General features: G+C 36.4%; 12 protein-coding genes. 4 read left to right on the top strand and 8 right to left on the bottom strand.

Annotated elements, in window-relative coordinates:
• Positions 1-13: 13 nt before the first annotated feature.
• The 6 genes from LS69_RS05535 to tssM form a co-directional block, all read right to left on the bottom strand.
• Positions 14-403 carry a type II secretion system protein gene (locus LS69_RS05535; RefSeq protein ID WP_138122967.1) on the bottom strand — a complete coding sequence of 130 codons (390 nt, stop codon included), beginning with the start codon at positions 401-403 and terminating at the stop codon, positions 14-16.
• Positions 403-891, bottom strand: coding sequence for a prepilin-type N-terminal cleavage/methylation domain-containing protein (locus LS69_RS05530; protein WP_194145427.1), 489 nt, complete (start codon positions 889-891; stop codon positions 403-405). The genes LS69_RS05535 and LS69_RS05530 overlap by 1 nt, the downstream gene beginning before the upstream one ends.
• A gap of 82 nt (positions 892-973) precedes the next feature.
• Positions 974-1,636: a 16S rRNA (uracil(1498)-N(3))-methyltransferase gene (locus LS69_RS05525; RefSeq protein ID WP_138122965.1), complete on the bottom strand. Its 663-nt coding sequence runs from the start codon at positions 1,634-1,636 to the stop codon at positions 974-976.
• The gene (locus LS69_RS05520; protein ID WP_138122963.1) at positions 1,636-2,043 is read right to left on the bottom strand and encodes a hypothetical protein; all 408 of its coding nucleotides are present in this window, start codon (positions 2,041-2,043) and stop codon (positions 1,636-1,638) included. Before LS69_RS05520 ends, LS69_RS05525 begins: the two co-directional genes overlap by 1 nt.
• 146 nt (positions 2,044-2,189) lie before the next feature.
• Positions 2,190-3,083 carry a hypothetical protein gene (locus LS69_RS05515; protein WP_138122961.1) on the bottom strand — a complete coding sequence of 298 codons (894 nt, stop codon included), beginning with the start codon at positions 3,081-3,083 and terminating at the stop codon, positions 2,190-2,192.
• 3 nt (positions 3,084-3,086) lie between these two features.
• The gene (gene tssM, locus LS69_RS05510) at positions 3,087-6,614 is read right to left on the bottom strand and encodes a type VI secretion system membrane subunit TssM (protein WP_138122959.1); all 3,528 of its coding nucleotides are present in this window, start codon (positions 6,612-6,614) and stop codon (positions 3,087-3,089) included.
• A gap of 149 nt (positions 6,615-6,763) precedes the next feature.
• Between tssM and LS69_RS05505 the strand changes: the two genes are divergently transcribed.
• Complete coding sequence (locus tag LS69_RS05505; protein WP_138122957.1) at positions 6,764-7,279, top strand: Hcp family type VI secretion system effector; 516 nt, start codon at positions 6,764-6,766, stop codon at positions 7,277-7,279.
• Positions 7,280-7,387: 108 nt separating this feature from the next.
• Here LS69_RS05505 and LS69_RS05500 read toward each other — a convergent pair whose 3' ends face one another.
• The gene (locus tag LS69_RS05500; protein ID WP_138122955.1) at positions 7,388-7,573 is read right to left on the bottom strand and encodes a hypothetical protein; all 186 of its coding nucleotides are present in this window, start codon (positions 7,571-7,573) and stop codon (positions 7,388-7,390) included.
• 21 nt (positions 7,574-7,594) lie between these two features.
• Positions 7,595-8,500: a LysR family transcriptional regulator gene (locus LS69_RS05495; RefSeq protein ID WP_138122953.1), complete on the bottom strand. Its 906-nt coding sequence runs from the start codon at positions 8,498-8,500 to the stop codon at positions 7,595-7,597.
• Between the two features lie 146 nt (positions 8,501-8,646).
• On the opposite strand from LS69_RS05495, the gene LS69_RS05490 reads away from it, so the two are divergent.
• The 3 genes from LS69_RS05490 (at position 8,647) to LS69_RS10410 (ending at position 13,098) form a co-directional block, all read left to right on the top strand.
• A complete protein-coding gene (locus LS69_RS05490) occupies positions 8,647-10,818 on the top strand; it encodes a UvrD-helicase domain-containing protein (RefSeq protein WP_138122951.1) in 2,172 nt (723 codons plus the stop codon).
• 440 nt (positions 10,819-11,258) lie between these two features.
• Positions 11,259-12,731 carry a major outer membrane protein gene (locus LS69_RS05485; RefSeq protein ID WP_138122949.1) on the top strand — a complete coding sequence of 491 codons (1,473 nt, stop codon included), beginning with the start codon at positions 11,259-11,261 and terminating at the stop codon, positions 12,729-12,731.
• A gap of 214 nt (positions 12,732-12,945) precedes the next feature.
• Positions 12,946-13,098, top strand: a complete 153-nt coding sequence (locus LS69_RS10410) for a hypothetical protein (protein ID WP_194145426.1) — start codon at positions 12,946-12,948, stop codon at positions 13,096-13,098.
• The last annotated feature ends 159 nt before the right edge of the window (positions 13,099-13,257 follow it).

Genomic DNA, 13,257 nt, shown 5'->3' with positions numbered 1-13,257 from the left:
GATTCCGTGCTGTTTAAAAAATATCGCATAAGGATTCGCCATTGTGCAAACGCGCACTTTTGGTGTGTTGGCATTCTAAAATCGTATCTTTTAGCACAAAATAAGCTTGGCGTCCATTATCGTTTGCGATAAATCCGTTTTTTTGCTTTTGGAAGTAACATTTGCTTGGATTCAAATCAAGGTTTTGATAGAGGGCATTCCAATCTGTTGCGAGTTTTTGTTGTTTTTGGGATTTGAGTGTGAGTTTGAGATTCAGCACTTGAAGTTGTAGTTTTTTGATACAGGCATTTTGTGTGTAATGGCTTAAATGCGGAATCCCAAAGGATAATAAAATGCCAAATAAAGAAAGCACTAATACTAATTCTAGGATTGTGAAAGCAGGTTTGCGTTTAAGGTTTTTCATCAAAAGACAATGGAGCTGCTAAGGAGTGGAATCCTAAGTGTTTGGGTGAGATGAATACTCTCTATTAATTTCTCGCAAGTGTCGCCTTGCGCATTGCTACTTGCTTGTGTTGTGAGTTGTAGAAATTGCACATTGCTTGGTGTCGTCGCGGTGGCGTGGTTGGAATCCAATAGCGTCGCACTTACGCATGGGTTGCCGCTTTTGTCTTGGAGTTTGCTCGTGATAGTATAATTATCAAGATTCCAATTCGCGCTACTTAGCGTGATTGCGCTATTAAATGTCCCCTCTCCTTGCGCAAGAAAATAGGCAGGAAATGAAGTCTTAAGTGTGTTAATGTCGCTTTTGAGCGCGACAAGTTTCGCGTCTTCGCGACTTGCAGAGATTTTTGGAATCGCAACAGCTGCTAAAATCCCTAAAATCACTAAAATAAATACAAGCTCTAGCATTGTAAAAGCTTTTTTCATCGGTGCATTTTTAATTCTTCTCATCAAGTTATCCCCATTTTTGAGCTTGTTTCTTAAGTTTTAAGATTTTAGCGGTTTTTAAATCCCTTGTAAAGCTTCCAAAGCATTAAATTAATCGGCTTGTTGCATAAAGTGCAGCGGTTTCGCTTTTTAAAATATTGCATTTGGGTGCGCTAAAAGTCGGCTTATTTTGCAGGATTTCGCGCTCACTTTGGCTAAATCCCCCCTCGCAACCAATCATTAATGGAATCTCCAAAGAATCGCAAAGAGGTTTCCCGCCAAAGTCTAATACTGCGAAGTTTGGGTAGTTTTGTAGCACTTCTTCTAAGTTTGGCAAAATTTCAAAATCTAGCTTAAGAATGCGTCCGCATTGCTCACAGGAGCTTTTTAGGATTCTATCTAAACGCGCAGAATCTAGCTTGAAATGTTTTTGTGAGTATTGCGCATAAAAAAAGGTGATTTTGGCAAGATTGAGTTCGTTGAGCATTGGGAGGGTTTTTTCAATGCTTTTTGGTTCAATGATTGCCCAAATCAAATGCCCTTTGGGAGGATTTTCAATCGGCGTGGATTCAAAGGTTTGCAAAGTAAGCGTTGCGTCTTTTTTGCCAACTTCTGTAATGGTGTAAAGATAAAGATTGCAATCGCATCCATTGCGTAAATATAGGGATTCTAGTTTGCGCGTTCTGCGGGAATGAAAAAGATGATGATAGATTTCATCTTGTAGCGTGATTTGCTTTTCTCCTGCGTTGTGATGAAGAATGAATTGCATTAGAGTATCCAAAGCAAGAGGATTGCAAACGCGCATAAATCAAAGCTGTATTTGAGCTTGGCAAATCTAAAAAAAGCTTCTCTTTTGTGGGGATTGGCTTCTACTTTTGTGAGTTTTTGTCGTTTGTGGCGCAGGATTTCTAGCCCAAAACAGATAAACCACAAAATAAGCATTAAGAGGATTTTAAATGTTGTAACAAATCCTAACATTGCCCAAATGACAAATCCGCTAAAAAGACACGCGCTAAGAAGTGTGTAATAAGCGGGTGCGGTAATTGCGAGTGTGCGTAACTTTTGTGTATGGGATTCTTTGGCAAGAAGACAAAAAAGATTCCAAAGCGGAGGCAAAAGCAGGAGAAATGACAAAAATAAATGAACCAAAAGCAATTCTTCTCCAACAAATTCCATATACTAACTTTCAAAAATAAATTTATCTAGGAATTGTAACAATAAAAGCTCTGTTTGTAAAGCATTTGCAGGATTTGCAATAAGGGCAAATCCGCTTAAAGGCTTATAAAAGTGCTTTTTGTATAAGTCTTTTGGCTTAAGGTGGTTTAGCTTTTGTATTTTTCTAGGGCTTTGAGGACGAGATTTTCAAAAAGATGTTGTTCGTTTTTAAGATTTCCTTGAATGGCGGCTTTGAAATATGTAACGAACATATCCTCTTCCATTTCTTCAAATATAGGATTATAGAGTTCTTTTGTCAAAAGAGTTAAAACGATGACATTGATGAGTTTTGGGGATTTAATCAGCGGCACAGATGCGATAATGCTTTCTAAATCTTTGATGCTAATATCTCCATAAATATCGTTAAGTTTCGCGCTTTTTTGGTTGCTTTTGATGTCGTTTAATGCTCTATCTAGGGATTTTAGAATGTTGGGATAATTAAATTCTGTGGAATCTGTTTTTAAAATAGGGTGCGAAATTTCCTTGTCTGAATCGGGATTATTGGAGATAAAATCATATTCTTCTTTGGTGCTTAAAAGCCCTTCAACGCTATTTTTCCCCATAAAATCAACGCTGATTTGCCCTCTAGGTTTTAGGACAATCTCATTGTCTTCGTCTTGCGAATCTATATGTTCTAGCACGGATTTGCCATTAAGCATTTCATCAGTAATGCTGTGAGGTTCTACAAAACAAAGAAGAATCCCGCCGATTTTGAGTTTGTCGTTTGGATTGATGATTGTCCCATAGCCTCCTTGCATTTTGGAGAATGAGCCATTATAAAACGCAATACTCTCTCCCACAGGAGTAATAGTAAAGCACCCCTCTTCAAAGGAGATTTTGACATGTCTGTCGCGTATTTCTCCCTCTCTATCTTGAATGCAAAAATCACATTCATAATGACTGCCGATATAGCCGCCAGATTCGTTAAAGACAAATGCTTTTTTATCGCTTTGACATTCATCAAGATTTTCAACGATTACGCCGATTTTTTCACTTTCCATTTATTATTCTCCGCTTGTAATATTTTCTATCATTTTAAAGCTCTCTAGCGATTCTATGAGTCTTTTAATCTCTTGTTCTCCATCAATGATTTCATAATCAAAATACATTTTGCCACTATTATCAAAGAATATGCTGTAATTTGGCATTTTTTTGCTTGATTTAAGGAATCTATACCAAGCCCATTCTCCTTTGTAAGTTTTCTCTAACGCAGCTCGTGTGCCACCATAGCTATAAGCCTTTAAGGATAATAAAGTTGAGGGGGTGAATTGGTCTGCAACAATTTGCAAGGTAGTTCTTATCGTATGGTCGTATAATGCTGAATGGTTGAGGTAGGAGATTTCAATATGAGAAAAATCCGCGCTTAAATCAAGGCTGCGTAGAATGAAGTTTATCCTAAGATTATCATTTGCGCTTAGCATAGTGCTGGATAGATTCGCAACTTGTGTGATAAAATCCAAAAATCTATTTGAAAAATTTAGTTTTTCTTTATATTTTGGATTGATAGAGTAGATATTTTTTCTTTTAACCAATACTCCATTGAAGTATTTTTTGTAAAAATTATTGAGTGTTCCATTTTTACCAAAAAAGCTTTTAAAAGAATCTAGGCTTAAATCATGAGTGCTATCGTTGTTAAAAGGATAAAAGGGTGCAATATCGTTGATAAATGGCGTATAGACTTCATTTTTCCACGCTGTGTTAAAAAGTGAGATTCCGTGTTTTTCTATAAATCTCCACGAATAGCGGGAGAGTTTTTTATAATATGCTTCAAGTTCAGTAGGAATTTTTTTGATATTGCTATCAAACACAACAAAGGGGTCGTTGATTTCTTTTGTATCGCCAAGCGCGTAAGAGATTTTTTCTTCTATGCTTAGATTGTTAGAGCTAAAGGATTGGATTTGATTTTGAATGTTAGCAATGTCCGCGCTCAAAATATCCATAATATCATCGCTATTAGACTTTAGCCCAACACTAGCTGCTCCCGCAGTGATTAAGGAATTTTCTTTAGAGATTCTATGATAGGGTTCAAAGGCGTTTGCGAGATTGGCAAAGCTTGTTTTGATTTCTCCTGCATTTAAGCCTAATTTATACGCTTCACTTAATAAAAACGCATCGTTGATGTTCGTGTTTTTGCTTACAACGCTGATTAAAGATGTGATAGGATTTTCTTTTTTGGAGAGAATATCTAGTTGGTTTAGCATCGCCTCTTTGGTGTTATATTTTTGTGGTTCTAAGGAGAGAAGCAAACGATTCCATTGGTTTTGATATTCGTTTAAATAGAGTTTTAAAATGCCCAACACCACGGCATTTTTATTGTCCCCATTTTTTTCTTTGTTGGTTTCCATAATCCAAGATTCAATAGAAATCGCATCATCAACTTCTTTGTTTAAGGTCGCTAAAAATCCTATCATTCCTTCTTTTGTATAGATTTTGTCCATAGAAATTAACTCTGGAGAATCCACTAAAACGCTATTGGCGGAGTAGCCTAGATTTTGTTTGATAAAGTATTGTTCTTTTGGTTCATAGCTTTTTAAAAAATTCAACAAAACATAAACCCTTTGAATCTCATTCATCTCTTTGAGGCGGCTAGAGCTAGTAATAATACTTTTTTGATTCTCATAAAAGCTTTTGAAGTTTAAATTCACAAGCTCATCAACCCCTTGTAAGAAGTTTTCTTTGGTGATTTGGTATTTTTCTAAGTGATTCCAATTTTCATTAATCCAAATTTTTAGCAGGTTTTTGTTTAAATATTCTGTCTGAAATAGGGATTTATACATAAAAAGTGTTTTGACTAGATTTTCTTTGTTTTTATCCGTGATTAGTAACTCTTCCATTTCCTTTAGCAAGGTATTTTTTAAGACTTCTTCATTGAGTTTATAATACAAGTCTTTGACTTCTTTAAAACCCGCATAAGAGAGTTTGAGGGTTAAATATCTTGCTAAGCGTTCTTCTTCAAAAAGCTCCGGATATTCGCCCAATAGGCTTTTTAGATGGATTAGCAGATTCGCCTTTTCTTGGATTGTGAGTTGGTGATAGGTAGAATCCCCCAAAAGCGTTTCCAAAGATTTTAAGACATTATGGCTTTTGGCAACTTCTTGATTGCTTTGATTTAAGAAATAATACGATGTTAAATAGGTTGTTAAGCTAATGGCAATCATCAAGACGAGAAAGGAGAATTTTTTTAAGAAATTTTTGGTGCTACTTAACAAATAATCTTTAAAAATAATCTCTTCGAGCAATGATTTGACGAAATAACTCTTTTTTGTATAAATTGGCGCGACTTTCGCCAATGCTTTTTTGATGTTGTATTTATCGCAAATTGTATCAAGCAAAAGATTTCTAGGAATATTCTCTTGATAAGCACTGACAAAATAGATTCCTCTTAAATGCGAATTATTCTTTAGACTATTTTCTTCTTGTAACTCCAAAATAAAATCCCGCGCCAATGCGAAAAGATTGTCTAACTGCTTTAAAAAAAGATAAGATTTGTTCTTTTCTTCAATCGTGTAGATTCCATTGTTGTTTTCCATAAAAAGACAAAGCAAAGAATCGCTAATCTCCTTAAAGCTTTGATTTAGCTTTTCAAAATCTAATTTATCCCCAAAAGAAAGTCCTAATATTTTGTTAGCTATGTTTTCGTTAAAAATATCAAAGTATTCCCGCATTCCCTCCATTAAATCTAGCTTTGAAAATACGATATAAATTGGCAGTTTGAGATTGAGGGATTTTTCGCAATCATTCACCCTTTTTGTCAAATGCCTAATGAGATTCTTTGAATATTCTTTCGTGCTATTTAAGAACAAAGAAGAATCTATAACAAGGACGATTCCATTAAGTTTACTATAAAAAAAGTTTTTGTTTAAGAAATTTAAAAAATCTTTCCAAATGTTTCTTTTTAATAGAAAATCTCTATTTTTATCCAAATCATCTTCTGGCAATTCATCGCTATTTGTTGGATTGAAAAACTCTTCTTGAGAGAAGTAGTTTCCCTCTGTATCTAGCAAAGCACCTTTTTTGGAGACATAGAGGGCGAAATTCCGCGTAGATTTGTGTAGTTTTTTGTAGGATTCCAAACTATCACTTAGGGGATATTCAATGTTGGAATAATTAATGAGGGTGCTTTTCCCCGCCCCTTCGTTTCCGATGATAATAACAAGTGGTAGGTTTTTTGTTTGAATCTCGTTTTTCCAAGTGCTTTTAGCGTCTTTTAAGGAAATAAAAAAGTTCCTTTTGGCTCTAAAAAGAAAGTCATTCGCTTCCTTTTTTAGAGATTTCATCTTTGCCCTTTTTTCGCTTTTTAAAGACGCGACAAAATCTATAATGGGTCTTAAGAAAAAGAATAAAAAAATGCAACCCCAAAGGATTAGTAGGATTCCAAATCGCAAATAAGAACTGCCAAAGATATAGATGTCATTAAAGGCGATTAAAGCACCCCAAAACCAAAACAACAAGCTAAGCACAAAGAGAATCCCAAACAACAATAGCATAATGAATTGTTTTGATTGGACAAATGCAATGATTTTTCTAAACATAATGAAAATTTCCTAAATAATTGAATCTAAAATTTCATAGCATAATAAATATGGATTTCATTATTCTACAAAATTTATAATAAAAAAAACAAAAATTAGATAGAATAAAGTTTTAATCAAAATGATGAAAATTCAACAAAGGAGTTTCAATGGCGCAACCAGCCTATATAAGAATTGAAGGTGCAACACAGGGTTTAATTTCGGGTGGAGCAACCACAGAAGCAAGTATTGGGAATCGCTACCAAACAGGACACGAAGATGAGATTATGGCCCAAGAAGTGTCTCATACCGTTACGGTTCCTGTTGATCAACAAAGCGGACAACCATCAGGACAAAGAGTTCATAAGCCTTTTACTTTCACATGTTCTCTTAATAAGGCAGTTCCATTGCTTTATAATGCGCTTACAAAAGGCGAAAGACTTACCAATGTTGAAATTCATTGGTTTAGAACTTCAACCAATGGAGATGCAGAACATTTCTTTACAACAAAACTAGAAGACGCAATCATTACAGATATTACTTTGATTATGCCCAATGCCCAAGAGCAAAATAATCACGATAAAACAGAGCTTTTTAGAGTCTCTCTTAATTACAGAAAAGTGATTTGGGAACACACGGTCGCTGGAACAAGCGGAAGTGATGATTGGCGAGGAAATAAAGCTTAAGTTGTAATGGATTTCTTCCATATCTATCCCAATGGGTGTGGAAGAATATTCTTGTAAAACATAGAAATTTGTTACAAAAATAAACATTTCAAATCTATCACAAAGAAGTTAGAGAATCTCTAGCGTTAGCTTACTTTTAAATTTATCCCCGATTTTTTGTTTGTTATGGATTCTAAATGAATTAGAATGAGTGCCAAAACCAAATAAAACTTTAAGGATTTTTGAAGTTTTAAAGCAAATTCTATTGTTGAATCGCACGAAGCGGAATCTTCCAAAGTCAAGATTCCGCTTCATCGCAACCCAAAAATGCGAATCCTAATGCAATGAGATTTTATTGTTGAAAATAATATACTCTATGATTGAATCCATTAAAGGGTCGTTTGTTTTTTTAAGATGTGCTAAGTAGAGTTTGCGCTTTAGTCTCACGCCCAAAATCTTTGTGCTATAAAACAGGCGATTTTGCAATTCGTTTTTGACTTGGATATAAGGCAAAAAGGCGATATATTGGGTTTTGGATTCTCTGTGTTCTAGCATAAATTGTTTGATTTTATCCAAACTATCAAAGCGCATTTTGACATTTAGATTATCTTTGTTAATATTGATTGTCTTAAGGTATTTATAAACTTCTGGAATCGTTTGCTTGGTCATCTCCAAACCTATCCAAGTGTAGGAATACAGCTCTTCTCTATGAATAATTCTTGGTAGATTTTGTGTGCTAATTAACACAAGTTCATCTTCTAGCCATTCGCGATAGGTGATACTTTTATCCGGAATATAAGATTCTGTGAGTGCAATCTCACAAAGCCCATTTTTCAAATCTTCGATGGCTTGTAATGAAGTAGAAATAGAATATTCTATGTTGGGATAGACTTTTTGTTGCAAGGAAGAAAGGCATTTGGGGAAAATAAAATGCCCAATCGTATAGGAACAGGCAAAGCGAATGGAATCCTTGCGCTGAATCATTTGCATAATTTGAGGGTGGTATTTATGCAAGTTTTTTTCAATATCTTGTGCAATGAGCAACAAAGTCTCGCCCTCTTTGGTGAGTTGGACACCATTTTTCTTACGGATAATGATTTTGACTTTGAAATATTGTTCAATAAACTTAATTTGTTGTGTTACTGCTGGTTGGGAGATTCCAAGCTTTGCAGAAGCTTTAGAAAAGTTTTTTTCTTGCGCAACAACTATTAATGTTTGCAGTTTAGTAAAATCACGCAACATTTGGCATTTCCTCTAAAAGTATTAAAATTTGTATTTTAGCGAAAATTGAAGCAATTTAGATTAAGAATTGCAAAAATTTGACATTTGCCAACAAAAGATTACTTTATTGGTATAATTTCTTTTTATAAGATTTGATAAGGGTTTTTATGCAAGATTCTTTTTTGACACAACTTAACCCCGCACAACTTGAAGCGGTAAAAACCATTGATGGTGCGCTTTTGATTCTCGCAGGTGCTGGAAGTGGCAAGACAAAAACAATCACGACGCGACTTGCTTATTTGATTGACGCAGTGGGGATTCCACCTCAAAATTGTCTTACGCTAACTTTTACCAACAAAGCAGCAAGTGAAATGCAAAAACGCGCACTTTCTATGATAGAAAATATTACTTCTTATCCACCTTTGCTTTGCACTTTTCATAAGTTTGGATTATTGTTTTTGAAGTTTTATATCGCCAAACTCGGACGCAAAAGCAATTTTATTTTAGCCGATAGCGAGGATAGCAAACGCATCATTAAAGAGCTCAATGGCGATTTAGTGCCGCTTCCATTAGTGATGAGTGAGATTTCTCGTTACAAAAATTCCCAAATTTCTCCCAATGAAGCACTTAAAAATGCCTATAACGAAAACTACAAGCATATTGCCAAAGTGTATGCGGCTTATCAAGAATTTTTGGTGCAAAAAAATATGGTAGATTTTGATGATTTATTGCTTTTGCCTTTGGAGATTCTGCAACAAAACCCAGAAATAGCAAAGGAAATGAGTGAAAAATACCAATATATTATGGTAGATGAGTATCAAGATACGAATCATTTACAATATTTATTGCTCAAACAGCTTTGCTCCACGCACCAAAATCTTTGCGTTGTGGGTGATGATGACCAAAGCATTTATAGTTGGCGCGGGGCAAATATTCAAAACATCTTGCAGTTTGCAAAGCAATTTAAAGGCGCAAAAACAATTAAACTAGAAAACAATTACCGCTCCACACAAGCGATTCTACACGCGGCAAATCAACTCATTGCCAACAACAAAGAGCGTTTAGGCAAGGAGCTAAAAACCACTTTGGGCAAGGGTAAGCCCATAGAGGTTTTGCGCTCTAATGACGAGCAAGAAGAGGTGCGCAAGGTTGCCAAAACTATCAAAGAATTATTAGGGCGCGGAGTAGCTCCTAGAGAAATCGCAATTCTTTTTCGGCTTAATGCGCTTTCACGCTCACTAGAAGAGGGGTTTAATCGCGAGAAGATTCCTTATGTTTTGGTGGGCGCGATTCGGTTTTATGAGCGGAGCGAGATTAAAGATGTGTTGAGTTATTTCCGTGTGTTGGTAAATTTGGACGATGATTTTTCTTTGTTGCGCATTATCAATAAGCCTAAACGCGGAATCGGAAAAACCACGATAGAGAAATTAACCCATTTGGCGCAACAACACAACACGAGCATTTTTAGGCTATTTGAATCAAATGCAGAATCCCAAAAAGGCGCACAAGGGCAAAGTTTGGAATCCCAAGTGCGTCAAGCAATCAGCCCAAAGGCTTACAAGACTTTGCAAGATTTTTTTGAAACTCTAAAAAGTCTGCAAAAAGACTTGCAGGAATCTAGCTTAAATTTCTTAGATGAATTTGAAAGCAAAATCGGGCTTTGTGAGGCATTAGGAAATACAAATGAAGAGATTGACCGCGTCAGCAATATACAAGAATTTTATGGGGTTTATCGTGAGTTTGTCAAGCAGAATCCCTTAAGTGAATTGGAGGAATTTCTCAACGAACTAGCACTAAGAAGCGACCAAGAAGACGAGGAAATGCGCAAGGAAAGCAAAGGAATAGAGGGCGTGTCGTGTATGAGTGTGCATTCTAGTAAGGGATTAGAGTTTGAATATGTCTTTATTATCGGGCTAGAAGAGGGGTTTTTCCCTATGGTGCGAGAAGACAGTAGCCTAGAAGAAGAAAGGCGGTTGGCTTATGTGGCATTTACAAGGGCGAAAAAAGAGCTTTATCTAAGCTATGTGGATTCAAGATTTTATAGGGGGAATCGCGCGTTTTTGCGCCCTTCTATCTTTTTGTCTGAAAGCGGGGCAAGTCAGCGAATTGGCGGGTTTAACCGCGCCAAAAGCGTTGCGCAAGGGGATTGCGTCTTTGCTGTATCTACTAAAAATGGCGTCAATGGGGGCGGATTCCACAAAGGCGATTGTGTGATGCACAAGATTTTTGGCGCGGGTAGGGTGCTAGAAGTTAATCAAAGCGGCAAGGAAATTCGGCTTAAAATTAATTTTGGCGGTTTGGTGCGCGAAATCTTTAGCAATTATGTTTCTAAAGTATAATATTGGCTTTGGGAAATTCCCTCGCTGCACCATTACAGAATCCCACCTTAAAGATTCCATTGCATTTTCCCCACCTTTTCCCCACCTTTTCTTTTCATTTTTACACATTTTTTTATTTCTCATCTCTCCATTCCAAAAACTTTCCAACCAATCCAACAAAACACCACAAACAAGGCGATTAAAATTTAAATCAAAAATCTAAATCCTACCCAAAATCCCAAACAAAACACTCCAAAAACGCAAGAAAACTAAAAAATTTCTTAAAAAATAACTTGACACCCCCCCCCCCCAATTTGCTAAAATCTCATTCTAGCTTTGTTAGGTTAGAATATTCCAAGGCTAGATCTTACTTGATTGATGGATTTAAGGGGGCTTAAGTTCCCTTAAGTCTAAGCAATTCAGTTGTAATTTCGAAATTTTAACGAAAAAAGGAGATTAAAATGAAATTTCTAAAACTAAGTTTAGCAGCAAGTGTTGCTTTAGGTGCATTATCTACTGCATCTTTTGCTCAACCTCTTGAAGATGCAATCAAAGGCATTGATGTAAGTGGTTATCTACGCTATCGCTATAATGATGATAGATATGAGAATAACGGATTTAACAAAAATTCTGTTAATGGAAGCAACGCAACACACCGTTGGAAAGCCGTAGCAGACTTCAAAGCTCCTGTGGCTGATAATGTAGCATTTAACTTTGGGATTCTTTACAACAACGAATCACAAAATGTAAATCATGGGAATGGAACAAATATTCCAAATCCTAATTACACTCCTTGGATTCAACCAGGAGGCGCAGGATACCAACCAGCGACATTGCCAGTCGGTGGTCTAGGTTCAGGTCTAGGTTCAGGTAAAGACGGAAGCTTTGGTGTAAGCACATTTAATGCAGTGATTACTCCAGATTCCACAGCGACAACTGTGATTATCGGTAAGCAAAGATTGGCAACTCCTGTAACAAATGCTGGAGATGATGATAGAGGAACAGGTATCTTAGTTCTTAATAGCGACTTAGAAAATGCAACCTTTGCAGCAGGTGCATTTGATAGCTGGAGTATTGATGATGTTGCTTTACTTAGAGGTTACACTTCAGGTAGCAATGATGGTGGTTCTGTAGATAAACCTCTCTATGCTTTAGCAGGCATCTATAACTTTGATACTGATTATGGAACTTTTGGTGCGCAACTTTGGGGATTCTATATCCAAGATGCAGTAGATGCTCTCGGTGTGCTTGACCTTAGCTGGAACAACGCAACATTTAATGCAGGAATCAAATATGCAATTGCTAAATTAAACAATGATAATGATTCTGTTTTGGCTACATTGCATGGAGTAGCATCAGCAAGACATGCTGACATTTCTGAAGCAAACGATTTGTTTATATTTAATGTAGGTGCAAACTTCGCTCAAGAGTATGATTTCCCATTGGATATTAAACTCGGTTATGTTACAAACTTCCAAGATGGCACAGCAGTTACACTAAATGATGATGGTAACTTCTTTACAAATACTGTAGCTGGAGCAATCTGGTGGCAAAATGACGCAACAGGCATTAGCTCTTCTGCATTACTTGATCGTGGTGTGCATGGCTTCGGAACTGAACAAGAAATCAGTGTATTCTATGGAGCAGTAGGCTATACTATGGTAGATAGCAGACTAAGAGTAGGGCTTGATTTTGTTTGGGGTGAAAATGAGATTGATTGGGGAATCCGGGGTGTGAAAAATGATACAATTGACTTCATGGAAATCACTCCAAAAGTTAGCTGGAAACACAACAAACAGCTTACAATCTCTGGCTACTATGCGTATCTAACAACTGATAAGCCAGACAGTCTTAGAAATGTAGCAGGACAACCAGCACTATACGACGATGAAACTCGCACAAGAGCAAGGGTAGAAGTAAAATACAGCTTCTAGTCTCTTAAGCCGACAGCGGGTCTTATCCTGCAAAAGCTAGAATCTAAATATTCTAGCTTATCTTGGAATCCCTTTTGGGATTCCACCACTTCTTCATTACAGAATCCCACCTTATCGTCATTGCGAGTGAGTGAAACGAACGCGACAATCTATAATCTTAAACACTACTTCATCATTGCAAGAAAATTTGAAAAATTTTCGTGGTGTGCAATTTGTGAAACAAATTTCACCCGCACTATGCAAATCCCTAATCCACAACATTAAAACATTAAAACAATCAATGGAAATTTATATAACAAAAGTAGAATCCACAGGACAAATTCATCATAGCCCCGTCAAAGCAGGGCTAAGGCTTAATAAGCCTTGACAACGATTATACAAAGTAGTATAATCACCGCTATGATGAATTTTACGACTCTCATCATATGTCCTTTTAGGGCATAGATTTTGCCGCAGGGTGCTAGACCTGTGGCAATCACCCTGCAACATTATACTTTAAAACTCCAAGAATTCCAAGTTTATTGAC

It is taken from the genome of Helicobacter sp. MIT 05-5294 (genome assembly GCF_000765675.1).
GTDB lineage: Bacteria > Campylobacterota > Campylobacteria > Campylobacterales > Helicobacteraceae > Helicobacter_D.
The sequence above is the reverse complement of the archived record's forward strand: the minus strand, read 5'-3'. Positions and strand labels throughout refer to the sequence as shown.

Excerpts from the sequence above, each read along its gene's own strand:
- LS69_RS05535 (WP_138122967.1), bottom strand. The coding sequence starts at position 403 with ATGAAAAACCTTAAACGCAAACCTGCTTTCACAATCCTAGAATTAGTA.
- LS69_RS05530 (WP_194145427.1), bottom strand. The coding sequence starts at position 891 with ATGAGAAGAATTAAAAATGCACCGATGAAAAAAGCTTTTACAATGCTA.
- LS69_RS05525 (WP_138122965.1), bottom strand. The coding sequence starts at position 1,636 with ATGCAATTCATTCTTCATCACAACGCAGGAGAAAAGCAAATCACGCTA.
- LS69_RS05520 (WP_138122963.1), bottom strand. The coding sequence starts at position 2,043 with ATGGAATTTGTTGGAGAAGAATTGCTTTTGGTTCATTTATTTTTGTCA.
- LS69_RS05515 (WP_138122961.1), bottom strand. The coding sequence starts at position 3,083 with ATGGAAAGTGAAAAAATCGGCGTAATCGTTGAAAATCTTGATGAATGT.
- tssM (WP_138122959.1), bottom strand. The coding sequence starts at position 6,614 with ATGTTTAGAAAAATCATTGCATTTGTCCAATCAAAACAATTCATTATG.
- LS69_RS05505 (WP_138122957.1), top strand. The coding sequence starts at position 6,764 with ATGGCGCAACCAGCCTATATAAGAATTGAAGGTGCAACACAGGGTTTA.
- LS69_RS05500 (WP_138122955.1), bottom strand. The coding sequence starts at position 7,573 with ATGAAGCGGAATCTTGACTTTGGAAGATTCCGCTTCGTGCGATTCAAC.
- LS69_RS05495 (WP_138122953.1), bottom strand. The coding sequence starts at position 8,500 with ATGTTGCGTGATTTTACTAAACTGCAAACATTAATAGTTGTTGCGCAA.
- LS69_RS05490 (WP_138122951.1), top strand. The coding sequence starts at position 8,647 with ATGCAAGATTCTTTTTTGACACAACTTAACCCCGCACAACTTGAAGCG.
- LS69_RS05485 (WP_138122949.1), top strand. The coding sequence starts at position 11,259 with ATGAAATTTCTAAAACTAAGTTTAGCAGCAAGTGTTGCTTTAGGTGCA.